We start from the raw sequence: 23,185 nt of genomic DNA on the forward strand, positions 1-23,185 counted from the left end.
ATTTACATTATATAGACATTATGATTTAATCAATACTAATATGACTTTAATAAAATTTATTATCTATTGAATCGCTTATTTTTAGTACTAATTTGCATAAAAATTTAAATTTGAATTATTTCTTAATAAAATTATTTAAATTAAATAATTATATTAAGTAATGAGAAATCTTTAGCATTTAAGTAAAAGCCAAAAATTTATGCATTTAGTATATTTTTAGCTTAAAGCCATTGGTAATTTAAATTTGTTTAAATAGGCTATAATCCGCCAAAAAAAGGAGAGATAATGCTAACGCATTTAGATGAAAAAGATCGTCCAAAAATGGTCGATGTGAGCCCAAAAGATCCTACAAAAAGAGTAGCAACTGCTAGCGGGATCATCAAAATGAGCAAAGAGGCCTTTAAAGCGATAAAAGAAAATACTGGTAAAAAAGGCCCAGTCATCCAAACGGCCGTCGTTGCTGCGATAATGGGAGCAAAAAAGACAAGTGAGCTAATCCCGATGTGCCATCCACTAGCTATTTTAGGTGTGGATTGTGATATCGAGGAGCTGCCTGAAATTTGCGCTTTTAAGCTTTATGTGAGTGTAAAAATAGAGGGCAAAACAGGCGTTGAGATGGAGGCATTAACTGGCGTTAGCGTGGGGCTTTTAACGATTTATGATATGGTAAAAGCTATAGATAAAAGCATGGAAATAAGCAATATTGTATTAGAGAGTAAAACAGGAGGAAAAAGTGGCGAGTATATGCGATCTAAATAACAAAAAAGCAAAAATTGATTACCCAACGCATTGGGAATACAAAATAATATTTGATGCAGATGTCAATGTAGAAGAAAAGGTAAAAGAGATAGTAAAAGATAGAGAATTTAAGCTAGTTTTTTCAAAATTTAGCAAAGATAAAAAGTACGCAAGCTATGACTTAGCCGTACTAGTTTTGAGCGAAGAAGAGAGGCTAGAGATATTTTCAGCACTAAAACACGAAGCAAAATACGTTTTATAAGGTAAAAGATATGAATAATTTAGAACAAAATTTACATGATTATAAAAGTAGCGATGGCTTATTAATAAGTATAAAAGCTCTTTGCAATAACTTCTTTCAAGATGCTGCAAACAAAGATATAAATGCTTTGCCAGAAATTTTAAAGGCTAAAATGAATGGGCTTTATGACAAAATGAACAAAGAAGATCTCATAAACGCAAAAAATCTAAAAAGTGCCATGGAGGGAATAAATCAGGCCATTGTCGGCACTGAAGAAAAGGCGCTTTACGAGCTACTTGATAAAAAAGATGAGCTAAACCGTGCAATAGAAGCAAAACGTGAAGAGATAAAAAATAGGCTCAAAATTTCATTTGAAGCAGCTGAAGAGGTCATAAAAGATAGAAATTTTAGTGAAAAAGAGGAAATTTTAGAGCTTTTAAATAATGCGATCATTAGAGAAACAAGGCTTCTTGGTATCTTAAAAGAGAGCGCTCAGATTGCATTTTTGACAACTCTTGAAGGTGCAAAAGATGTCGAGGAAACAGCTGGTGCGATAGCTAAAAATATGACCTATGTTGCGATAATTGGAGGAGAGTTTAGCAAAGAGCGGATACTTGAAATTTCAAAAAATATCATCATAGCAGCAGCAAATTTAGCAGACGAGGGTCATATCTTTGCAAAAGAGTTGATAAGTGGAGCGATAAGTGGTACAAGAGATGGCATTTTAAGAGCCATAGAAAAGCTAAAAGATGAGGCGAAATTTGCTCCAGACGAGCTTAGGCTAAACTCACAACTACTAAATTTAAAAAATATTGATGAAGAATTTATATCCTTGCTTAGGGAGCTTGAAAAGGAATTTGAAGGTGTAGCAAGAAATGAAATCGAAAATGTGATAAATAGCGAGCTAGATACAAACCTAGCAAAATTTAAACGCATTAGCGATCAAGCAAGAGAGCAGATTATTTCAAGGATAGAAGAGCTAAAGTCAAACGGCATGGCAAAGCTTATGAGTGAGGCAAATAATAAATTTGAAGCCCTAAAACAAGAGCTAAATGACAAGAGTAAAAAGCTAAAGCTAAATTTTGATACAAACGATAAAATCGAAGAGATCAAACAAGAGATCGCTAATCTTGAGAAAAAAGCTAATGAAAAATTTGAAGACATCAAACAAATAGACATCAAATCAGAAGCCAAGAAATTTGGAGATAGGGCTTACCAAGCTGCAAAAGATCTGTTAAATGTTATTAAAAAAGATAAAAAAGAGGATTAAATTACTAAGCCTATCTTGAAATTTTTCCTGAAAGATATTCGCAATATATATTCTTACCAAGTGTGAAAATTTCTCCACACTTGGCTTTTACTTTTTAAAGCTTCAAAATCACAAAAATAGATAAAGCAAAAATGCTCCCAAAATCAAGCGGTAGATGACAAAAGGCAGCATCCTGATCCTTGAGATGATCCCCATAAATAGCTTAACGCAAAGATAAGCACTAACAGCACTTATGATAACGCCAAGGGCGATGTCACTCCAAGGAAGCGCATTTGGATCTTTTATGAGCTTGATGCTCTCAAGTCCGCCGGCTAAGATGATGACTGGGATCGACATCAAAAATGAGAAATTCGCACTTCCCTTGTGGCTAAAACCTAAAAATAAGGCTGCCGTCATCGTTATACCTGATCTTGAGACGCCAGGGATGAGCGCCACAGCTTGAGCAAGGCCGATAATAAGTGCAAATTTTATGGTCATTTCGTATTCGCTTTTGTTTGTTGAGCGAAGATCAGCAAAGTAAAGTGCGATGCCAAAGATGATCGTAGTAATAGCGATCACAACGCCGCTTCTTGCGTATTCTTCGATAATATTGTTAAACAAAAGTCCAAAAATTCCCACTGGAATGGTGGCAAAGCCCACACACCAGACAAGCAAGCTATCGCCTACCATCTTTCGTTGTGCGATCGAGGCAAAAAAGTCACGAAGTAGCTTAAAAATAGTATCTTTAAAATAAAAAAGTATCGCACTTAACGTACCAACGTGCACTGCCACATCAAAAGCAAGACCTTGATCTGGCCAGCCAAGTAGCTTTGGCACCAAGATAAGATGAGCCGAGCTAGATATCGGCAAAAATTCGCTTATACCTTGCACCAAGGCCAAAACGATAACGTGAGAAATTTCCATAAAATGCCTTTTTTGATTTTAGATTGCAGTTGGGGATTTTACTCCCCAAGATTAAATTTATATAAGTTCGCTAGCAAAATTTGCAAGTTTTTGCGGAGTAAATCCAAAGTGATCAAATAGCTCGTTCGCCTTGCCACTAGCGCCAAAGCTATTCATACCATAAACTGCGTCAGCAAATTTATACCACTCATAGCCGGTTGCAGCTTCAACTGCGATGATGGTTGTATTTTTATCTAAAATTTTAGCCACATACTCATCTGGCTGCTCGCAAAGTAGGTCAAAACAAGGAGCTGACACGATGTTTGCGCCAATGCCTTGTTGGCTAAGAATTTCAGCTGCCTTTACACAGAGTGAGACCTCGCTACCGCTTGCTATAAATGTTATCTTTGCATCTTTTGCCGAGCTTAAAAGATATGCGCCGTTACTAACCTCGCCAAATTCGCCTTTTGCAAGTGGCTCAAGCCCTTGACGGCTAAGCACAAAGGCACTTGGAGCGTTTAAATTTAGAGCCACTTTCCAGCTAGCTGCATTTTCGTTGCCATCAGCTGGGCGGAAAGTGTAGAAATTTGGCATCGATCTAAATGTGCTAAGCTGCTCGATCGGCTGGTGCGTCGGACCATCTTCGCCAACGCCGATGCTATCGTGCGTGAAGACAAAAAAGTGCTTGATACCCATGAGCGCTGCTATCCTCGCACTTGGTTTTAGATAGTCGCTGAAAATAAAAAATGTTGCTGAAAATGGCAAGAAAAGGCCGTATCTTGAGATACCGTTGTTGATAGCTGCCATGGCGTGTTCTCTGATGCCGTAGTGGATATTTTTGCCATTTGGAAAGTCGCCCATACCCTTTAGCTCAGTCTTATTTGAAGGAGCTAAGTCAGCGCTACCGCCGATAAAGCCAGGTAGTTTTTTAGCTATCTCATTTAAAATGACATGGTTTGTATCTCTTGTGGCTAGCTTTTTGTCGCTAAAGTCTGGAAATTCGATCTTACTAAAGTCTGGATTAAGAAGCGAGTTTAGTAAATTTTTGCCTTCAATGCTTAGCGCCTCAACCTTTTTGTTCCACATCGCCTCTTCTAAATCGCCCTTTTCAACTGCACCTCTAAATCTTAAAAGCACGTCCTCATCAATGGCAAATTTCTTCTCAGGATCAAAACCAGCTGCAGCCTTTGCCTTTTTGATGATCTCTTCGCCAAGTGGGGCGCCGTGGCTGTGGTGTGAGCCCTCAAGCTCCATTGCACCACGTGCTATGCGTGTGTTTGCGATGATGAGATATGGCGACTCTTTCTCGTTTGCCTGCTCTAGTGCAAATTCGATCTGGTCATAGTCGTGTCCGTCGATACGTGCGACCTCCCAGCCCTGCGCCTCAAACCTGGCTTTGACATCCTCGCTAAATGCGATCGCTGTGTCGCCCTCGATCGTGATGTTGTTTGAGTCGTAGATGAGCACAAGGTTATCTAGTCTTAAATTTCCGGCTACCGAACATGCCTCGTAGCTTATGCCCTCTTCTAGGTCGCCGTCGCCGCAAAGGCAGTAAATTTTATGATCGATTATTTTATTGTCTGGCTCGTTTAGCACGTTTGCAGCGTATTTTTCTGCCATGGCTAGACCGACTGCATTTGCCACGCCTTGGCCAAGTGGGCCAGTGGCCACCTCAACGCCTGGAGTGTGAATTTCTGGGTGTCCTGGAGTATTTGAGCCAAGTTGGCGAAAATTTTTAAGCTCATCAAGGCTTAAATCGTAGCCGCTTAAGTGCAAGAAGCTATAAACCAAACTTGATGCGTGACCACCGCTAAAAACTAACCTATCTCTGTTTAGCCATTTTGGATTTTTTGGATTGTGTTTTAAAAAGTTGCTTAAAACCACCATAATATCAGCTAGACCCATAGGCGCACCTGGGTGTCCGCTGTTGGCGTTTTGCACCATATCAGCGCACAAAAATCTTATAGTATCGGCTTGTTTTTTTAGCATATGATCTCCTTTTATTGCGTCAGATTATACAAAAAAGTGATTAAAACTTGCCTTGTATTTTTGTCCAAAATATCTAAATAGTGATATAAATTTTTTAAATTTTTAGCAGTAAAAAGCTAGAAATTTCTAGCTTTTATCTAAGGTGTTTATCCGTAAGCTCCAAGATCATCTTTGCTATGCCAGAGTCTATCTGATTTAGTGCCTCTTCTATCTCGCAAATTAGCTCATCTTTTTTCTTTTTTGCACCAGATAGACCAAGTAAATTTGTAAATGAGTTTTTCGCTAGGTCGTTATGCACAGGCTTTCCAGCGGCCGCCTCGTCGCTTGTAAGATCTATGATGTCATCTTGTATCTGAAAAGCAAGGCCGAGCTTTAGGCCGATATCATAAATTTTTTCGCACTCTGTTTCGCTTAAATTTACTATCACAGCACCCATTTTTAGGCTAGCAGCGATCAGCTTTGCGGTTTTGTGGATGTGCAAAAAGACTAGCTCATCAAGGCTTAGCATCTTGCCAGATAGGCCAAATTTAGCCTTTGCTCTTTTGATGTCCTCTTTGTTTGTATTTTCAAAAAAACAATCCAGCGCCTGACCCAGCACCATGCCGCTAACGCCAGCATTCTCGCTTAAAATTTCCACGCATTTTATACGTGTTTTAGCACTCAGATCAGCGCGTGAAATTTCATAAAAAGCATGCGTATTTAGCGCATCTCCTGCAAGTATCGCAGTCGTTTCGTCGTATGTCACATGAAGTGTTGGCGTGCCACGTCTTAGGCTTGCGTTATCCATCAAAGGCAGATCATCGTGGATGAGCGAGTATGTATGCATCATCTCAAGCCCCAAAGCCACTCTCATGGCCTTTTGCGTGAGGCTTTTATCCACGCTCTCCACCACGCCAAGAAGCAAAAGCGCCCTAAAGTGCTTGCCTCCAGCCTTTAGCATAACACCAAGCGCCTCCTCGTAGTAAGGATGAAAGCTAGGCGCCTTTGGCAAATTTGCATTTAGAAATTTTACGAAGTCCCCAAGTAGGCTCATTTTGGCACTCTTGCAAAGAACTGAAAGTCATTTCTACTAAATAAAAGCACGAAATTTTGCAGGTCGCTTATATTTTCTAAAAGCTCCTCGCGGCTACTCACACTCTCTTTGTTGTAGCCTAAAATTTTATCGCCGATCTTTATGCCAAAGATGTCGGCATTTGACTTTGGCTCGACCTTAGTAACGACTAAATTTTTATCGACCGTGATACCATAATCCACCAAAATTTTATCATCAAGCAAGCTCTCAGGCGACTTTGGCATGACGTTTAAATTTGGCAGATCAAGGCTTGAAGGGGCGTTTATTTCTAAGCTTTGGTTAAATTTCACATCCCCGCTTACTGGCACTTGAAAGAGTAGCTGCTCTCTGTCACGCTTCACGATAATGTCTAGTTTTGCGCCCTTTGGAGCAAAAAGCACCATCTCATTTAGCTCTCTTAGACTCTTTGGTTTTATGCCATTTATCGTAACAAGCTCATCATCAACCATCATCATCTTGCCGCGGCCCAAAGGATCAACAAGACCCACAAAGAATTTATCCTCTTTTTGCAAGAACTTCACGCCGATATCGCCGTAGTAGACGTCATCGTAAGATACAAAGTGCTTTAGATAGCGGTTTGGTATAAATTTATCAGCTCCAACAGCTATGCCTATCATCTTGCAACAAGGCGTGTTTATCTCGCCAGTTGCGTTATACTCGAAGCTTAGTGTGTCAAAGTCGCCTAAATTTTGCCCTAAAGACTTGATGTGACCCATGACGGTGTTGTTTGCGTCATTTAAAATTCCAACCCAAGTGCTCTTTTTTATGCGCTCCTCGTTGGTCTCATCAGCCATCACGACAGGGCTTAGCTCCTTGCTAGAGCGGACCAAAAAGAGCTGCAAATATGGGTCAAATTTGACATATTCGCCAAGCGGAGCTCCCTCGCTTTTTGGCACTGCGATCAAATTTTTAGTGATAGCCACGCCAAAGTGTTTATTTACTGAGACGATTGAGTTTTTGTTCTTTTCAAAGCAGGCGTTAAAGTCCTCTTGCGTAGGCCTAGGATCGGCATTTAGGCAAAGCGCTGATAGCAAAAAAGCAAGGGCAAATTTATATTTTAGTCTCATTTTATCCCCATCGAAGCAAGGCCGCCAAGCATCCTTGAAGCGGTGTTTTTCTTATCGGCCTCAACTGATTTTAGCACGTCATTTACGGCGCTTATTAGCAAAATTTGCATACTCTCTTTATCTTCAAGCAAGCTATCATCTATGCTGATATCAAGTATCTCACCACTGCCGTTTGCTCTAACGCTAACTAGCCCGCCGCCGCTTTTTGCGCCAAATTCTTTATTTTTGCTCTCTTCTTCCATCTGCTTGGCTTGCTTTTGCACATCTTCAAGCATCTGCCCCATCTTTGAAAAGTCAAATCCCTCAAACATCGCCTACTCCTTTACGATCTCGTTTTTGTTATTTACGTGCACGATGGTTGGCTTAAATTTCTTAGCCTTTTTAAATTTCATACTAGCATACGCCACGATGATAACCACGTCGCCAACGCAGACCTTTCTAGCAGCTGCGCCGTTTAGGCAAATTTCACCCTTTTTGCCCTTTATCACGTATGTGGCAAATCTCTCGCCATTATTTACATCTAAAATTTCAACCTTTTGATTTTCTATCAAATTTGCAGCCTTTATAAGCTCCTCGCCGATGCTGATCGAGCCAACATAGTTTAAATTTGCGTCCGTTACGACGGCTCTGTGGATCTTACTAGCTAAAATTTCTATATTCATTTTTACCTCTTTAAAAGCTCTTTTACTACTTCTTTGTCGCTAAATGGGTGCTTGACGCCCTTTATCTCCTGATGTGGCTCGTCACCTTTGCCAAGTATGACAAGCGCCCAGCCAGGCTCTAGCTTGCTAATGGCTAGCGCGATCGCCTCTTTGCGGTTGGCGTTTCGTATCAAATTTTCATTTTGACTCATACCAGCGCAAATTTCATCGATTATGCTCTCTGGCTCTTCGCTTCTTGGATTGTCGCTTGTGACGATACAAATTCTTGCGTATTTTTGGGCAATCGCTCCCATTTTTGGGCGCTTTGTCCTATCTCTATCGCCGCCTGCACCAAAGACTGCGATCAAATTTAGATGTCTAAGCGAGTTTAGCACCTTTTCTATGCCATCAGGCGTATGGGCAAAATCCACGATGACTAGCGGATCGGTGCTAACCACTTCCATTCTGCCACTAACCCCTTTAAATTTGCTTATCGCCTTTGAAAGCGCGGTCGCGTCTGGACGCTCTAGCAAGCAAACAGCGCCAAGTGCGGCGATTAGATTATAAAGATTAAACTCACCTTGCAAGCTTGAGTCTATCTCCACATCGCCATTTGGCGTCTTGATAACTGCGTCTATGCCGTCCTTTAACCCATAAACTATCGGCGCAAAGCTGGCTGGTTTTTTAAGCGAATACGTATAAGCGTTTTTTGGGTTAAATTTAATGCCATTATCATCAGCATTTATAAGCTTCATGCAATCATCATCAAAAAAGCTCGACTTTACCCTAGCGTACTCCTCCATGCTCTTGTGGTAGTCGAGATGGTCTTGAGTTAGGTTTGTAAAAATTTTTAGAGCAAATTTTAAGCTCTCTATGCGCTTTTGAGCGATCGCGTGCGAGCTAACCTCCATCACAAAGTACTCGCAGCCTTGCTCACTAGCTGCTTTAAGGTAAGAAAGGGTCTTTAAAATAGCACTCGTCGTAAGCGCCTTATCGTCTATCTGCTTGCCCTCTACAAATGCCCCTCTTGTGCCACTTAGGCCGCATTTTTTGCCTAAATTTCGTAAAGTCTCATAGATAGCAGCAGCCGTTGTGGTCTTGCCATTTGTGCCTGTGATGCCAACTATCTTTAAGTTTTCATCGATTTTTAAAAGCTTTTTGCACTCTTCAAGGCTGATTATCTTTGCACCATTTTTTACCGCCGCCTCTGCAAATTTTGCATTTGCAGCAGTTTGTACAAAAAACGAGCCCTCTTCGCACTCGTTTGAGTCATCTGTTATGAAGCTATTTTCTACTGATATTTTCATCGTTTTGTCTTTTTTGTATCTCTTTAAAAAGCTGATCTATGCGCTCATCGCCACCAAACATCACCGCCGCACTCTCAAGATAGTTTATACTCATTTCTATGAAGTCATTTTTTATCAAATTTCCCAAAAATTCTAAAAAATCATCTTTGTTTGAGATCATTACCTTGGTTGAGAACATGATATTTTCAAAGACTTTTTTGAAGCTCCCGTCCTTATAAACAGCCTTTTTAAAGTCCTCGTAGCTGATCGCGTCTTGCTCTTCAAAATACTCATCGCTAGCCAATCTTGATTCTAAAATTTTTAAAATTTCATCCATTCCTTCATCGTCTTCGCCAGCTCTTAGTTTATCCATAAAATAGTCAAATAAAAGTTTTGCTTCCTCTGCATTTTTCTCGCCAAGGGAGCAAATTTGTATCAAAAATAGTAAATTTTTATCCTGTGTCTTTTCGTAAGCTAGAGAGAAGTAAAAGATCGCTTCTTTAAATTTTGAGCGTTTAAAGTATTTAATGCCTATTTTTTTATAATCTATCAATGTCAAATTCCTCGCCGATCGGGATATTTACGACCTCAAGCTCTGGGTGAATATCCATACGAAGTTGTCTTTCGAGTCCATATTTTAGTGTAGTTGTGCTAGCCGCACATCCATGACAATGCCCTATAAGTCTTACATAAATTTTGCCGTTTTTTATGCCGAGTAGCTCCATGCCACCGCCATCATTTTCAAGCATCGGTAATACCTTTTGCAAACTCGCACTGACTGGTTTTAAAAGTTCTTCATCGCTAAATGGGATCATATCTTTTCCTATTAAATTTTTGGGCTATTATAGCAAAATAAAAATGCAAAAAATAATGGCTATATTTTTGCTTAGTGCCAATTCTGCTTTGTAGTTTAAACCATTCTAGCACGCCTAGTCAGTTTTGATTATTAAATATTTGAGCTAAAATTTAGTAAATTTTTGATTATAAGTTTTAGGATAAAAGGGCAAATTTCGCCCTTTTTGTTTAATCTATTAGAAGTGATTTTATATCTACTTTTTGCTCGATCATCTTGCTCTCAAGCATAAATTCTTGCGTAGCTTCAAGTGCTTTTATATCTTCAGGCGTGATCTTTGGACTAAAGTCATACTGCGGATACATACTCTTTACCGCCTCTATGCTAAGCCCGGTCTCTTCAGCTGTAAATTTTAATGCCTCTTCCTCATTTGCTTTCATGAAAGCCAAAATTTCATCTTGAGCCTTTTTAAATTTTTCAACTAGATCTTTATGCTTTTTGTAAAATTCTCCGCTTGTGGCAGTGACGATGACTGGAGTGATGACGCCCTTGCCTGTTGTTACGACACTAAGTCCTGATTTTTTAGCATTATAAGCAGCTGGTCCAGCAAGAAGTGCTGCATCGACGCTACCATTTTCAAGTGCAGCTTGTGCAGCTGGGATGCCCATAGAGATGAACTCTACGTCATTTATACTAAGTCCGCCAAGAGCAAGATATCTAACCAAAAGCTCGTTTAAGATCGTACCTTTTGGGCCTGCTATTTTTTTACCTTTTAAGTCTTTAGCGGTTTTTATACCTTTATCCTTAGCAAATATCGCAAAAGCTTCAGGTGCTCTTGAATAGGCACTTATGATCTTTATGTCAGCTTTATTTGCTGCTGCAAGTATGACCGAAGTTCCGCCAACACAATTTAAAAACTGAAGTGAGTTTGAAGCTAGAGCTTGAGTCTGCTTTGCACCTGATGTTATCTCAGAGTACTCGACTGGCATGCCAAAAGATTTAGCATAAAAGCCTTTAAATTTATCGACGATCGATGGGACGTTTAGCGGCGATTTGACATAGGTCATACCGATCTTATCTAGCTCACTTGCGTTTGCGACTAGACAAAGCAAAGAGGCTACACACAAAATCTTAAAAAACTTTCTCATATTCGCTCCTTTAAAAATTTTCCAAATTATATAACTTTTTACTACGTTTTGGTTTTAATTATCATTTTATAAAATGCTAAATTTCGCTCAAAATTTTACGCTTTAAATTTATTAATTCATCGCAAAGCAAATCTCTTGGCTTAGCTAGATTTGATAGATCATCGCTTGATTTCATCCCGCCTTTTTCAAGCAAAATTATCTCATCTGCTAAATATAGAGCTTCATCGACATTATGAGTGACAAAAATGATGGTTTTGCCGGCTTGGAGCTTTAAAATTTCAGCCTGCATGCTGGCTCTCGTAAAAGCATCAAGCGCCGCAAATGGCTCATCCATAAGGATCAAATTTGCTTCATATGCAAGCACTCTTGCAAGAGAAACGCGCGAACTCATACCGCCAGATAGCTGCGAAACAGCGGCAAATTTAAAGTCGCTAAGCCCTATCATCGATATGAGCCTATTTATCTTTACCTCGTCTATCTCATACTTTTTAAGCACAAATACGATATTTTCATAGACATTTAAAAAAGGCATGAGCCTAGGCTCTTGAAATACAAAGCCGATCTTTGCTTGCTCTTTAAAATTTATCTCACCTAGACTTACGCCATCAAGTCCAGCAATAAGCCTTAAAAGCGTAGTTTTACCGCAACCACTTCTGCCAAGTATTACAGTGATCTTATCTTTTTTTATAGTTAAATTTAGCTCTTTTAAAACGTCGATACGCTTGTCATTAATAAAAAAATGCTTGGATAAATTTAAAATTTCTATCATTTTTCACTTCGTAAAAGGCTAAATTTAGATATCAAAAATAAAAATATCCTATCTATGAGTACGCCACAAATTCCTATCGTAAAAATGCCAACAAATATCCTATCTGCGCGCGAAAGCTCCTCCGCATCTAGTATGAGATAGCCTAGCCCGCTGGAAGCTGCGATCATCTCCGCTCCCACAATCGCTCGCATAGCGTAGCCAAAACCTATGCGCATACCTACAAAAATATCTTTTATGGCATTTTTTAGGATGATTTTGTAAAAAATTTCAAATTTACTAAAACAAAAAATTTTACCAACCTCAATAAGCTTCACATCGCAGCTAGTTAGCCCTTTTGAAATACTTAAAAACATTGGAAAAAACGATGCTAAGATGATAATAATAATTTTTGGAGTTTCGTTTATACCAAACCAAAGCACCAAAATAGCAATAAGGCTAAGTGGTGGAACATTTCTAAAAAACTCTAGTATCCACTCGTAATAAATACTAGCTTTTGGAAATAGCGCTGCCACTCCGCCAAAAGCAAATGCCAAAACAAAAGCCAAAATATAGCCAACAAATATACGCTTAAAGCTAATCATCACATGCGTTATTAACTCGCCACTTAAGCTCATGTCAAACATCGTTTTAAGTGTCGTAATAGGACTTGGCAAGATATAGGGCGTGAAAATTTCTAGCTCACAAACGACCTGCCAGAGGACAAAGATCACTAGGATCAAAACGCTCTTTTTAAAAATTTCTATCATAGCCCATCTCCATTGTGACAGCCGTTTTCGCAGTATAAAAGCTCAATGATCTGATAGTTTTTAAGCTCGCTAAATTTATATGAAAATGCGTTTTGTATCTTTTCTTTGCTGCATAAGCTTAGTGTTTTTATGCCTAAATTTTCAAAAAAACCAGGAGGAATCGGGCTTGATTCTATTTTGCTTGTTTGTAAATTTATATCGTTTAGCTCTTTAAATTTTTTCCATGTTAAAAATGTAGTTCGCTCTAATTTTAAAGAATTTCCAAGCTCAGCCAAGTCATCACAAGGCGTTGTTATATAAAGCCACTCATCTTCTTTTAGCTTCGAGCTAAGTTCAATGGCGCTTTCTATTAAAATGGGATTTAAGTTTGAAATATTGTTTGAAAATTCTTTAAAATTTGATCTTATAAAATTTACAGCTCTCGGACAGCGACTGTCTAAAACCATGCCCTTAGAGCATAAATTTTTATATGAATTTTTGATATCGCTAACATGATCTTTTTCGCACTCTACTATGTTAAAGCCCTTATTTTGCAAGAGCTCTTTTAACGCAGAGAGGTCATACATATTTTTTACAACGGGATTTAGCCAAAGTAGCTTTCTCACGAGTTCTCCGTAATTTTAATAATAGAAATCAAGATTCTATCATTTAAAAATTTAAACCAAGTAAAAAGAGCCTCTTATGACTAAAATCACAAAAGAAGGGTCGTACAAAAAACTAAACTTAACCTATACTTTTATATCTAATTTCTGTTTTTGCTCCACTTTTTCCATTAGTTTTAGTATATCAACTCCGTTTTTCTCAAGCTGCATTAGCTCCTTAAGATAGGCAAATTTCTCATCTTTGTTGATATCGTAAGTAGCCAGTTTCTCGCTTCGTCCGATCACTGAAGCATAGACTTTGTTGCCATCAAGTTTGTCCGTATTTTGCACATTATAAAGCGAGAGTACGCCCTCTACCACCTCTTTAAAATCCGCCCCGCTCTTCATGCCAGCTTTCATAAGCGTAAGAAATCTCTGTCTGCTCTCTTCGTCAGTGAAATTTATATTTTGTAGCGTCTGGTACTCAATTGGTGGCTTATTAGTGCTCGTTAGCATGGAGATAGCCTTTTTGCCTATCGTAATGCTCTCCACACCGACTCTTTCTCCAAGATACTGCCTAAGCGCATAATCAATCCACTTATCTTTAAACTCATCTATGCTTAGGTCCTTATCAAGTATCTCAAACCCTTCCACATGGCTCTTGTGACCAAGCCCAAGAAGTGTGTTGCCATCAAGTTTTGATGTGTATTCTTTTGCAAAGAGATCAACATCTGTTGGATAATATCCTATGATCTCTTCGTGAGCTCTGCCAAAACCAAGTGCTTTGGTCTGGTTGATAAAATTTTTGAGATCATTTATCTCATCTTGGCTGACTTGTTTGTCGTAACCCATGAGCTTACCCCAGATGCTTATCTTGCCATTAGCAGCCATGCCTGAGAGTGAGAAATTGCTAACAAATGTTAGATTTTCGCTATTTTTTTGAAATTTTATCGTATTTGTTTCATTTAAATTTATTGGCTCACCTCTAGTATCGGTATGACTTTTTTGCTCGTCAACCAAACCGCTAGATAAATTATTTAAAGAATTTTTGTCTATATTGGATTTAGTATTATTAGTATCAAGTTCTTGTGCTCTACTACTTTGCGAGCCAATATAAAAATTTGTCCCAACACCATTTACACTACCTATCATCTCAAACCCTTTGAAATTTATTAGATGCCTGAAACAAATATCGTCTTAATAAAATAAAATTTTAGCATAGAGTTCAAAGGTAAAAATTTAAAATATATGATTTTAGATTAAAGGATTTACAACTTTTAACTATTAAATTTATGATTTTTTGGTTAATAAAATTTGATAAATAATTAAAGAAATTTATACTTTAGAAAGCTTTTGAAAGAAGGATTTTATTTTAAAGGTAAGAGAATTTTATATTCAAGAAATTAAAAAAAGAGAGCCGAAGCTCTCTAATAATTATTCAGCTACTAGCTCTATATAAGCCATCTCTGCTGCGTCGCCTCTGCGAACACGAGTCTTGATGATTCTTGTATAGCCGCCATTGCGCTCTTTAAATTTTGGAGCTACTTCAGTAACTAATTTATTTGTTGTTTCTTTATCTTGTAAAGAAGCAAATACTGCTCTGTGAGCGTTAGAGTCACCTTTTCTGGCTCTTGTAATTAGCTTCTCAACATAGCTTCTAAGCTCTTTTGCTTTTGGTAAAGTCGTCTCTATCTTTTCGCTTTTGATAATAGCTATCGCCAAATTTTTAAGCAATGCAGATCTATGAGATGACGTTCTACCAAGTTTGCGATATCCGTGTTTATGTCTCATCTATTGTCCTTTTATTCTTTTACACTCATTTGTGCTTTAAGCTCGGTTATTTTCTTTCTTAGTTGCTCTTTGCTATCTTTTAACACATCGGCACCAACTGGATAGCCTATCTCTTCCATAACCGCTTTAATCTCTTCAAGAGATTTTTTACCTAAATTTTTAAGCTCTTTAAGCTCATTTTCGTCCATTAATGCAAGCTCGCCGATAAATCTAATATCAGCTTTGTCAAGGCAGTTGAAACTTCTAGCACTTAAATTTAGATCTTCTACGCTAGAAAGTAGCTTTGAAAACTCGCCACCTGCACTTGAGCTAGCAACTGGAGTACTAACATCAATATCTAAAATTCCTTTAAATACTGACATTTGTTGATACATGGCTTCTAAACAATTTTTAAAAGCCTCTATCGGACTAACTTGACCATCAGTTGTTATAGTAAATACAATCTTTTCATAGTCTGGATCATCCTCAACCAAGACATTTTGTATATCGTAAACTGCCTTTTTAACAGGTGTAAAAAAAGCATCAAGTGCGATATAGTCGTCTTCGATCTCTTCTCTAATCTCTTCACTAGGAACATATCCGATACCTTTTTGAATGATAACTGAAAAATTTAACTCAGCATCTTCATTTATTGTAGCAAGGTATGCGTCTGGGTTAACGATCTCAACTAGATCATTATTTAGATCAGCCCCAGTTATCTCTTTTGGCCCTTTAAAGCTATACTCTATAACTTCGCGCTCGCTAATGCTTTTTAATTTAAATCTGATTTTTTTCAAATTTATAATAAAAAAAGCTACGTCTTCTAGCATACCACGCATACTGTCAAATTCGTGGCTAACGCCTTTTATCTTTACACCAATAGGAGCAAAACCTACCGTACTTGTGTAAAGAAGACGACGCAATGGGTGAGCCAAAGTAACAGCATAACCCGCCTCAAAAGGATATGCTGTAATATTAGCAACATTTTCGCTAATACTTTTAACTTCAATTTCAGTTGGCATATAAGCTGATGTAGTAATCTTTCTCATCTTTATACCCTCTATTATTTTGAATAAAGCTCTACTATAAATCTTTCCTCAACAGGAATGATAACCTCTTCTCTTTCTGGATTTCTAGTGAAAATTCCAAATTTTTTCTCTTTTTCAACATCTACCCAAGCAACAATACCGGTTTGTGCTGTAAGATCTATTGCACGAACAATTTGTGGATTGTTCTTAGATTTTTCAACAATCTCTACTTTTGCACCTGGCTCAACTCTATAAGATGGTATATCTACTCTTTTACCATTTACTAAAATATGTCCATGAGTTACTAGCTGGCGAGCAAAACGACGAGTTGTTGCAAAGCCCATTCTATAAACAACATTATCTAATCTTTGCTCTAATAGTTGAACCAAAAGAGCACCGGTATTACCTTCGCGGCGTGCTGCTTCTTGAAATAATCTTCTAAATTGTTTCTCTGAAACACCGTACATAAATTTAGCTTTTTGTTTCTCGCGAAGTTGTAAGCCATATTCGCTTATTTTTGCTCTTCTTTGTCCATGTTGTCCTGGTGCATAAGGTCTTTTTTCAAAAGCACTTTTACCAGCAAGTCTTCTTTCGCCCTTTAACACAAGAGACACACCAAGACGTCTTTCTAATTTTTCAACAGGTCCTGTATATCTAGCCATAATAATTTCTCCTATTTTTCTCTAATTATACGCGGCGGCGTTTTGGCGGTCTACAACCATTGTGTGGTAAAGGTGTAATGTCTTTAAAGAAAGATACTTTGATTCCTTCAACAGTTCCTACACTTTTAACAGCCGTTTCACGTCCGCTACCTGGACCTTGAACCTTAACACCAACTTCTTTTATACCATGCTCTTTTGCTTTATTTAGAGCATCTTCAACTGCCTGTTGAGCTGCATAAGGAGTTGATTTTTTACTACCTTTAAAGCCTAAGCCACCTGCACTACTCCATGCAATAGCATTTCCCATTTCATCAGTTACAGTTACCATAGTATTGTTAAATGTTGCACTGATATAAACGATACCTTTGGCTATACTTTTTCTAGCTACTTTTTTCTTAACAATTTTTCTTTTCGCCATTTATTATCCTTTAACCCTTGCCTTACTTAGTAGCTGCACCGACAGTTTTACGTCTGCCTTTTCTGGTTCTAGCATTAGTTTTAGTCTTTTGACCACGAACAGGAAGACCCTTTCTATGGCGAAGACCTCTATAACTTCCAAGATCCATAAGAGCTTTGATATCCATAGCAACTTGTTTTCTCAAGTCACCCTCAACGACGTGATGCTCTTGAATTTCTTTACGGATAGCTGCTGCTTCATCTTCACTAAGCTCATAGACTCTCTTGTCATAAGAAATTCCAGCTGCGTCAAGAATTTGACGAGATTTGTAAAGACCTATACCATATATATAAGTCAAACCATACTCTATTCTCTTTTTGTTTGGTAAATCTACACCTGCAATACGTGCCATGCCTTATCCTTGTCTTTGTTTATGTTTTGGATTTTCGCAGATAACACGAATTATGCCACTACGTTTGACAATTTTACATTTGTCACACATCTTCTTTACAGAAGGACGAACTTTCATTTTAGTCTCCTAAAAATTTATTCCACTTTTTTAGGGGCTGCATCAGGTCTAAAGAAAGAATTTAAACCAACCATTTTCAAAATAAGTGGGGAACTTTGAAAATAATTCTTCATACAGCTTTTCGCAAAGCTTGGATTTTATCCAAAACCAGCTTTAAATTTACTTAGCATATTTGCCACAAAATCAAATTTACTTATATCTATAAGTAATCCTGCCCTTGTCTAGGCTATATGGCGTAAGTTCTACTTTTACGCGGTCGCCAGGCATTATCTTTATATAATGCATTCTCATTTTTCCGGCGATATGACATAAAATTATATGTTTGTTGTCAAGCTCAACTTTAAAAGTTGCATTTGGCAGTGCTTCAACAACATTTCCATCAATCTCAATGACATCGTCTTTTGCCACAAACTCTCCTTTCTTTAAATTTTTGCTATAAATTTTACGCTTGGCTTAAAATTTTAGCTTTGCCATTAACTATCGCCATACAATGCTCATAATGGCTAGTTCTCAAACCATCTTTTGAGGTTACTTTCCAGTTATCGCTCCCCAAAACTGGCGTGCCGTCTTTTTGGCATATCATCGGCTCTATACAAAAAACCATTCCCTCTTTTATCTTTGGGCCAGCTTTTGGGTTGTTTCCCTCAATATAATTTGGAATTTCTGGCTCTTCGTGTGGCCTTTTACCTATGCCATGGCCGCAATATCCGCGCAAAGGCACATAGCCTCGACCTAGTATAAATTTCTCAAGCTCATAGCTGATCTCTTTAAAATGCATACCAGCTCTTATAAAATCAATTGCAAAATATAGCGCGTCTTTTGAGCAAGCGATCAAAGCCTCGTCTTCTTTTGAAATTTTACCAACTCCAAAAGTCCTAGCCGAATCACCAAAATAACCATCTAAATTTGAGCCAATATCAACACTAACGATATCGCCCTCTTTTAGTTTGTATTCGTTTGGAATTCCGTGGATCACCACTTCATTGACGCTTATGCAAGCTGCATTTGGAAAGCCGTAAAGCCCTTTAAAGGCAGGTTTTGCTCCAGCAGCTCTTATCATATCTTCGCAAATTTTATCTATCTCAAGAAGTGAAATTCCAGGTTTTATGATCGTAGAAACATGATCAAGTGTTCGAGCGACGATCTTATTCGCCGCTCTCATTTTCTCTATCTCAGCTGGTCTTTTTAGCGTGATAGCCATTTTATAGACCTACTGCACTTAGAGTTTGGTATTTGTTTGTATAAGACTGGGCTTCTATACGCCTCATCGTATCAAGTGCTACTGAAACCACGATAAGCACTGATGTACCACCAAAATAAAATGGTACGCCCATAGTCTTGACAAGTACCCAAGGTAGTGTTGAAATAATACCTAAGTATAAAGCTCCACCTAAAGTTAATCTGCCAGCTACTTCGTTTAGATAGCTAGCAGTACTTTCGCCTGGTCTAACACCAGGGATAAACCCGCCTTGTTTTTTCAAATTTTCACTTATATCTTTTGTATTAAACACGATAGATGCGTAGAAAAACGCAAAGAAGATAATAAATAAAAATGTTAAAACATTAAACATATAGCCATTTGGACTTAAAAAATCGTTGATGGCCTGGATTACTGGATTTGTACTAGCCTGCAAAATAGTGCTTGGAAACATCAAAATCGCACTAGCAAATATCGGTGGGATAACGCCACTTAAATTTACTTTGATCGGTATATAGTTCATTATACGCTTGTTTTGATTTTCCATTATCACTTTTCTTGAGTAAGAAATAGGGATACGTCTTTCGCCCATCTCGACAAAGATAATAGCGCCAATGGTCGCTAAAATGATCACCAAGATAGCGATGACTGTTAGGAAATTCATCTCAGAAGTATTTACCAAATTTACAGTTCCGCCGATAGCACTAGGTATGCCAGAGACGATGCCTGCAAAGATGATAAGACTTATACCATTGCCTATACCGCGCTGCGTGATCTGCTCACCTATCCACATAAGTAGCATAGTTCCAGTTAGCATAGACACAGCAGAGATCGCGATAAATAAATTCATATCTATCATGATAGCTTGCTCGCCGCCACGACCGCTTAAGCTTTGAAGTCCGATAGAAACACCGATTGATTGTACAAGAGTAATAACGATGGTTGCATAACGTATGATTTGCATATATTTTTGCATACCGTCACGCTCTTTTTTCATCTGACCTAATTTTGGAAATGTTGCTGCTAAAAGCTCCATAATGATCGAAGCTGTAATGTAAGGCATGATACCTAAAGAGATAATACTTAAACGCTCAGCAGCCTTACCACTAAACATATTAAATAGGCCCAAGGCATTGCTATTGTTTGAATTAAAAAATTCTTTAATTACGTCGACATTAACACCAGGAACTGGCACATAAGCCAGTATCCTGTATGCGAACAAAAATGCCAACGTGATTAAAATCTTGTTGGTCAGTGTTTTATCCATTATTTTGTTCCGCTAACGCTAACGTTCTCGTCTTTGATCTTAGAAGCAAGAACTTTTGCACTTGCACCGATTAGTTTTATCTTAGTAACGCTCTTTGAAATTTTATGAACGCTAGCTATTGTTGCTATTGAAATTTCAGCAAGCTCTTTTATAGCTGCAATTTTCTCAACATTAATAACATAAGGTTTTTCAAATTTAGAAGTAAAACCTACTTTTGGAAGACGTCTTTGAAGTGGTTGCTGTCCGCCCTCAAAACCTCTTTTCTCATTGTAGCCTTTTCTTGCTCTTTGACCTTTATTACCTTTGCCAGCAGTTTTGCCATTGCCGCTACCTTGACCACGACCTATTCTTTTAGTTGCATGAGTTGAACCTGCAGCAGGTGTTAATTTTTCTAATGCCATCTTAACTCCTTTCTCTTAACTTTTTAGCAAACTAAGTGCTTTTATAGTAGCACGAACGACGTTTGCTGAGTTGTTTGAGCCAAGTGATTTAGTAAGGATATCCTTAATACCTGCAAGCTCGATAATAGGACGTGCACTACCACCAGCGATAACACCAGTACCCTCGCTAGCTGGGCGAAGTAGCATTCTACTTGCGTTATATTTTACCTCTACATCATGAGGGATAGTTGTGCCTTTGATCTTAACGTGGATAATATTTTTAAATGCGTCGTCAATCGCTTTTCTCATCGCATCTGGCACCTCTTTAGCTTTGCCATATCCAAAACCAACTAGGCCATTTCTATTACCAACAACAACTAAAGCTGTAAATCTAAATCTACGACCACCTTTAACAACCTTTGTAACCCGACCGATATCGACGATTACTTCTTCAAATTCTTCTCTATTATATTTTTCCATCGATTTTCCTTTGGGTTATAGCTTGATGCCATTTTCTCTTAAAGCTTCAGCAAATGCTGCGATAACGCCATGATACAAATAACCATTTCTATCAAAAACTGCAACATCTATCTTCTTAGCTTTTAAAGCCTTAGCAAATTCTTTAGCTAAAGTGACCGCACCTTCTTTATTTGCTTTTATGCCTATCTTTCTGCCATCAACCGCAGCTAGTGTAGTAGCTGTAACGTCATCAATCGCTTGAACATAAAGAGTTCTGTTTGATTTGAAAATAGAAACTCTTGGGCAAGATGCAACACCAGAAATTTTACCTCTGATTCTTCTTTTTCTCTTAATTCTAAGAGCGATTTTTCTTTTTAGTACTTTTGCTGTCATTTACCGCTCCTTACTTCTTAGATGTCTTGCCCGCTTTGCGGATGATACGTTCTTCTAGATATTTAACGCCCTTACCTTTATATGGCTCAGGTGGTCTAAATCCTCTAACTTGAGCAGCCACTTGACCTACTACTTGTTTGTCATCGCCTTTGATAGTAATAACGTTTTTCTCAACACTAGCTTCAACGCCTGCTGGTAGCTCATAGTTGATAAGGTGTGAAAAACCAAGAGAAAGCTCTAAAATTTTACCTTTTGCAGCTGCTTTATAACCAACGCCGTTGATCTCAAGCTGGCGAGTAAATCCCGCAGTGATACCAGTTACGATATTATTAGCAAGTGCTCTATATGTTCCCCAGTAAGCTCTACTTTGGCGATCTTCGCCCTTTGGAGCAAAAACTATATGACCATTTTCTACCTTGACATCAACATGACCTTTTGTGTCAAGCTCTTTTATATGATTGCCCTTTTTAAATTTTAGGACATTATTTTCAACGCTAACGTCTACACCACTTGGGATAGCGATAGGCTGTTTTCCAATACGTGACATTTTTTTCCTTTACTTGTCTAGGGTGTTCCTACATTTACGAATAAACACCACAATGCCGTAAATTTTATCGTCAGATTTGACGAAACCTTCATTTGAATTTCTAAATTTAGCTTTGGCAAAATCTAAAATTTTACCAAGCTAAAAATTTAACCTTACCTTCATAGGGCTAAAATAGCGTTTTTAATGCAGTTTATTACCAAACCGTGCAAAGAACTTCGCCGCCAACGCCAGCTTTACTTGCTTCAATGCCGCTCATAACGCCTTTGCTTGTGCTAACAATAACTGTTCCGTAACCATTTTTAAAACGCTTAATGTCGTCTTTCCCTTGATAAACACGGCGACCAGGTTTTGAAACCCTTTTAAGCTCGTTTATAACGCTTCTACCGTACTCATCATACTTTAAAACTACGTTTATAAATTTCTTGTTACCTTCTTCGATAACGTTGTAGCTCTCTACATAGCCTTTTGCTGCAAGGATAGAAAGAGTAGCCTCAACAACCTTAGAATGAAGCAATTTCGCAGTTTCAAGCTTTCTCATACTTGCATTTCTAATGCGTGTTAATCCATCTGATATTAAATCGTTTAACATTTCTCTTCCTTACCAACTTGCTTTTTTAAGACCAGGTATTAGGCCTTCGTTAGCCATTTTTCTTAGGCAAACACGGCAAATTCCAAAATCTTTATAAACAGAGTGCGGGCGACCGCAAATTTGGCATCTAGTATAGCCGCGAACCGCAAATTTTGGCTTGCGTGCAGCTTTTGCTATCATTGATTTCTTTGCCATTTTACTTTCCTTTTGCAAACGGCACACCAAATAGCTCTAGCAATTTGAATGCCTCTTTATCATTTTTAGCCGTAGTAGCAATCGTAATATTCATACCATGAGTTCGTAAAATTTTATCATACTCAACCTCTGGAAACATTAGCTGCTCACTAAGACCGAAGTTATAGTTTCCACGTCCGTCAAAACCATTTTTTGGAAGACCACGGAAGTCTTTAACTCTTGGAAGAGCAACGCTGATTAGCTTATCTAAGAAAGCATACATTTGCTCTTTTCTCAAAGTTACTTTGATACCAACAGGGAAACCCTCGCGAACTTTAAAGCCAGCAACTGATTTTTTAGCATCAGTGATAACTGCTTTTTGTCCAGCGATAAGTGAAATGGTATCAGCCATATTTTGAAGCACTTTCTGATCTTTAGCAGAGTCTCCAGCGCCTACACTGATCACAATTTTCTCGAGTGCAGGGATAAGCATTGGATTTTTGATGTCAAATTCTTTTACGAGAGCTGGCTTGATAGTTTCGTTAAATTTATCTTTTAATCTACTCATA

33 protein-coding genes are annotated in these 23,185 nt (G+C 38.2%); 3 read left to right on the forward strand and 30 right to left on the reverse strand.

The annotated features are described in order from the left end of the window. Nucleotides 1-282: 282 nt before the first annotated feature. The 3 genes from moaC to CVS93_RS08790 are packed head-to-tail and all read left to right on the forward strand — an operon-like array spanning nucleotide 283 to nucleotide 2,249. Nucleotides 283-759: a cyclic pyranopterin monophosphate synthase MoaC gene (gene moaC, locus CVS93_RS08780; protein WP_180996951.1), complete on the forward strand. Its 477-nt coding sequence runs from the start codon at nucleotides 283-285 to the stop codon at nucleotides 757-759. Then, nucleotides 734-1,000, forward strand: a complete 267-nt coding sequence (locus tag CVS93_RS08785) for a DUF493 domain-containing protein (RefSeq protein WP_021091143.1) — start codon at nucleotides 734-736, stop codon at nucleotides 998-1,000. Before moaC ends, CVS93_RS08785 begins: the two co-directional genes overlap by 26 nt. A gap of 10 nt (nucleotides 1,001-1,010) precedes the next feature. Beyond that, the gene (locus CVS93_RS08790) at nucleotides 1,011-2,249 is read left to right on the forward strand and encodes a hypothetical protein (RefSeq protein ID WP_107687348.1); all 1,239 of its coding nucleotides are present in this window, start codon (nucleotides 1,011-1,013) and stop codon (nucleotides 2,247-2,249) included. A gap of 108 nt (nucleotides 2,250-2,357) precedes the next feature. On the opposite strand, the gene CVS93_RS08795 is transcribed toward CVS93_RS08790, so the two are convergent. The 30 genes from CVS93_RS08795 to rplE form a co-directional block, all read right to left on the reverse strand. Further along, a complete protein-coding gene (locus CVS93_RS08795) occupies nucleotides 2,358-3,152 on the reverse strand; it encodes an undecaprenyl-diphosphate phosphatase (protein WP_107687349.1) in 795 nt (264 codons plus the stop codon). A 57-nt stretch (nucleotides 3,153-3,209) separates the two neighbouring features. Beyond that, nucleotides 3,210-5,120, reverse strand: coding sequence for a transketolase (tkt, locus tag CVS93_RS08800; RefSeq protein WP_107687350.1), 1,911 nt, complete (start codon nucleotides 5,118-5,120; stop codon nucleotides 3,210-3,212). 133 nt (nucleotides 5,121-5,253) lie between these two features. After that, nucleotides 5,254-6,153 (reverse strand): polyprenyl synthetase family protein, encoded by a 900-nt coding sequence (locus tag CVS93_RS08805; RefSeq protein WP_107687351.1) that lies wholly within the window; start codon nucleotides 6,151-6,153, stop codon nucleotides 5,254-5,256. Next, complete coding sequence (locus tag CVS93_RS08810) at nucleotides 6,150-7,259, reverse strand: PDZ domain-containing protein (RefSeq protein WP_107687352.1); 1,110 nt, start codon at nucleotides 7,257-7,259, stop codon at nucleotides 6,150-6,152. The genes CVS93_RS08805 and CVS93_RS08810 overlap by 4 nt, the downstream gene beginning before the upstream one ends. Then, nucleotides 7,256-7,570, reverse strand: a complete 315-nt coding sequence (locus CVS93_RS08815; protein ID WP_002941513.1) for a YbaB/EbfC family nucleoid-associated protein — start codon at nucleotides 7,568-7,570, stop codon at nucleotides 7,256-7,258. Before CVS93_RS08815 ends, CVS93_RS08810 begins: the two co-directional genes overlap by 4 nt. Nucleotides 7,571-7,573: 3 nt before the next feature. After that, nucleotides 7,574-7,921, reverse strand: coding sequence for an aspartate 1-decarboxylase (gene panD / locus CVS93_RS08820; protein ID WP_107687353.1), 348 nt, complete (start codon nucleotides 7,919-7,921; stop codon nucleotides 7,574-7,576). A gap of 2 nt (nucleotides 7,922-7,923) precedes the next feature. Next, a complete protein-coding gene (locus CVS93_RS08825; protein ID WP_107687354.1) occupies nucleotides 7,924-9,207 on the reverse strand; it encodes a UDP-N-acetylmuramoyl-L-alanyl-D-glutamate--2,6-diaminopimelate ligase in 1,284 nt (427 codons plus the stop codon). Beyond that, nucleotides 9,185-9,739: a histidine kinase gene (locus CVS93_RS08830; protein WP_107687355.1), complete on the reverse strand. Its 555-nt coding sequence runs from the start codon at nucleotides 9,737-9,739 to the stop codon at nucleotides 9,185-9,187. The genes CVS93_RS08825 and CVS93_RS08830 overlap by 23 nt, the downstream gene beginning before the upstream one ends. Continuing rightward, a complete protein-coding gene (locus CVS93_RS08835) occupies nucleotides 9,726-10,001 on the reverse strand; it encodes a NifU family protein (protein WP_107687356.1) in 276 nt (91 codons plus the stop codon). The genes CVS93_RS08830 and CVS93_RS08835 overlap by 14 nt, the downstream gene beginning before the upstream one ends. A 208-nt stretch (nucleotides 10,002-10,209) precedes the next feature. Next, entirely contained in the window at nucleotides 10,210-11,127 is a 918-nt protein-coding gene (locus tag CVS93_RS08840; RefSeq protein WP_107687357.1) for an NrtA/SsuA/CpmA family ABC transporter substrate-binding protein, read from the reverse strand. Between the two features lie 76 nt (nucleotides 11,128-11,203). Continuing rightward, a complete protein-coding gene (locus tag CVS93_RS08845) occupies nucleotides 11,204-11,896 on the reverse strand; it encodes an ABC transporter ATP-binding protein (protein ID WP_107687358.1) in 693 nt (230 codons plus the stop codon). After that, nucleotides 11,893-12,642, reverse strand: coding sequence for an ABC transporter permease (locus CVS93_RS08850; RefSeq protein WP_103580099.1), 750 nt, complete (start codon nucleotides 12,640-12,642; stop codon nucleotides 11,893-11,895). Before CVS93_RS08850 ends, CVS93_RS08845 begins: the two co-directional genes overlap by 4 nt. Next, on the reverse strand, nucleotides 12,639-13,247 hold the full coding sequence (locus CVS93_RS08855) for a hypothetical protein (RefSeq protein WP_103580100.1): 609 nt from the start codon (nucleotides 13,245-13,247) through the stop codon (nucleotides 12,639-12,641). The genes CVS93_RS08850 and CVS93_RS08855 overlap by 4 nt, the downstream gene beginning before the upstream one ends. A gap of 123 nt (nucleotides 13,248-13,370) precedes the next feature. Further along, the gene (locus CVS93_RS08860) at nucleotides 13,371-14,375 is read right to left on the reverse strand and encodes a hypothetical protein (RefSeq protein WP_103580101.1); all 1,005 of its coding nucleotides are present in this window, start codon (nucleotides 14,373-14,375) and stop codon (nucleotides 13,371-13,373) included. Between the two features lie 282 nt (nucleotides 14,376-14,657). Next, nucleotides 14,658-15,014: a 50S ribosomal protein L17 gene (gene rplQ / locus CVS93_RS08865; protein ID WP_002941584.1), complete on the reverse strand. Its 357-nt coding sequence runs from the start codon at nucleotides 15,012-15,014 to the stop codon at nucleotides 14,658-14,660. An 11-nt stretch (nucleotides 15,015-15,025) separates the two neighbouring features. Continuing rightward, entirely contained in the window at nucleotides 15,026-16,042 is a 1,017-nt protein-coding gene (locus tag CVS93_RS08870) for a DNA-directed RNA polymerase subunit alpha (protein WP_107687359.1), read from the reverse strand. A 14-nt stretch (nucleotides 16,043-16,056) separates the two neighbouring features. Then, complete coding sequence (gene rpsD / locus CVS93_RS08875) at nucleotides 16,057-16,683, reverse strand: 30S ribosomal protein S4 (RefSeq protein ID WP_107687360.1); 627 nt, start codon at nucleotides 16,681-16,683, stop codon at nucleotides 16,057-16,059. Between the two features lie 25 nt (nucleotides 16,684-16,708). Beyond that, nucleotides 16,709-17,101 (reverse strand): 30S ribosomal protein S11, encoded by a 393-nt coding sequence (rpsK, locus tag CVS93_RS08880; protein WP_107687361.1) that lies wholly within the window; start codon nucleotides 17,099-17,101, stop codon nucleotides 16,709-16,711. A gap of 22 nt (nucleotides 17,102-17,123) precedes the next feature. Continuing rightward, nucleotides 17,124-17,492, reverse strand: coding sequence for a 30S ribosomal protein S13 (gene rpsM / locus CVS93_RS08885; RefSeq protein ID WP_012140556.1), 369 nt, complete (start codon nucleotides 17,490-17,492; stop codon nucleotides 17,124-17,126). A gap of 3 nt (nucleotides 17,493-17,495) precedes the next feature. Beyond that, the gene (gene rpmJ / locus CVS93_RS08890; protein ID WP_002941545.1) at nucleotides 17,496-17,609 is read right to left on the reverse strand and encodes a 50S ribosomal protein L36; all 114 of its coding nucleotides are present in this window, start codon (nucleotides 17,607-17,609) and stop codon (nucleotides 17,496-17,498) included. Between the two features lie 189 nt (nucleotides 17,610-17,798). Beyond that, nucleotides 17,799-18,017 carry a translation initiation factor IF-1 gene (gene infA, locus CVS93_RS08895; RefSeq protein ID WP_002848031.1) on the reverse strand — a complete coding sequence of 73 codons (219 nt, stop codon included), beginning with the start codon at nucleotides 18,015-18,017 and terminating at the stop codon, nucleotides 17,799-17,801. Nucleotides 18,018-18,051: 34 nt separating this feature from the next. After that, a complete protein-coding gene (gene map, locus CVS93_RS08900; RefSeq protein ID WP_107687362.1) occupies nucleotides 18,052-18,810 on the reverse strand; it encodes a type I methionyl aminopeptidase in 759 nt (252 codons plus the stop codon). Nucleotide 18,811: 1 nt separating this feature from the next. Further along, nucleotides 18,812-20,074: a preprotein translocase subunit SecY gene (gene secY / locus CVS93_RS08905; protein ID WP_009295263.1), complete on the reverse strand. Its 1,263-nt coding sequence runs from the start codon at nucleotides 20,072-20,074 to the stop codon at nucleotides 18,812-18,814. Further along, the gene (gene rplO / locus CVS93_RS08910; RefSeq protein WP_107687363.1) at nucleotides 20,074-20,475 is read right to left on the reverse strand and encodes a 50S ribosomal protein L15; all 402 of its coding nucleotides are present in this window, start codon (nucleotides 20,473-20,475) and stop codon (nucleotides 20,074-20,076) included. The genes secY and rplO overlap by 1 nt, the downstream gene beginning before the upstream one ends. A gap of 15 nt (nucleotides 20,476-20,490) precedes the next feature. Continuing rightward, nucleotides 20,491-20,934, reverse strand: a complete 444-nt coding sequence (gene rpsE, locus CVS93_RS08915; RefSeq protein WP_002941646.1) for a 30S ribosomal protein S5 — start codon at nucleotides 20,932-20,934, stop codon at nucleotides 20,491-20,493. Between the two features lie 15 nt (nucleotides 20,935-20,949). Then, nucleotides 20,950-21,306, reverse strand: coding sequence for a 50S ribosomal protein L18 (gene rplR, locus CVS93_RS08920; RefSeq protein ID WP_085658472.1), 357 nt, complete (start codon nucleotides 21,304-21,306; stop codon nucleotides 20,950-20,952). Nucleotides 21,307-21,316: 10 nt separating this feature from the next. Beyond that, complete coding sequence (rplF, locus tag CVS93_RS08925) at nucleotides 21,317-21,853, reverse strand: 50S ribosomal protein L6 (protein WP_054197279.1); 537 nt, start codon at nucleotides 21,851-21,853, stop codon at nucleotides 21,317-21,319. A 193-nt stretch (nucleotides 21,854-22,046) separates the two neighbouring features. Further along, on the reverse strand, nucleotides 22,047-22,442 hold the full coding sequence (rpsH, locus tag CVS93_RS08930; RefSeq protein ID WP_021091129.1) for a 30S ribosomal protein S8: 396 nt from the start codon (nucleotides 22,440-22,442) through the stop codon (nucleotides 22,047-22,049). Nucleotides 22,443-22,451: 9 nt separating this feature from the next. Further along, nucleotides 22,452-22,637, reverse strand: coding sequence for a type Z 30S ribosomal protein S14 (locus CVS93_RS08935; RefSeq protein WP_002941532.1), 186 nt, complete (start codon nucleotides 22,635-22,637; stop codon nucleotides 22,452-22,454). A 1-nt stretch (nucleotide 22,638) separates the two neighbouring features. Next, nucleotides 22,639-23,184: a 50S ribosomal protein L5 gene (gene rplE / locus CVS93_RS08940; RefSeq protein ID WP_002941643.1), complete on the reverse strand. Its 546-nt coding sequence runs from the start codon at nucleotides 23,182-23,184 to the stop codon at nucleotides 22,639-22,641. Nucleotide 23,185: the final 1 nt, after the last annotated feature.

The organism is Campylobacter concisus (assembly GCF_003048535.1).
GTDB classification, from domain to species: Bacteria; Campylobacterota; Campylobacteria; order Campylobacterales; family Campylobacteraceae; genus Campylobacter_A; species Campylobacter_A concisus_S.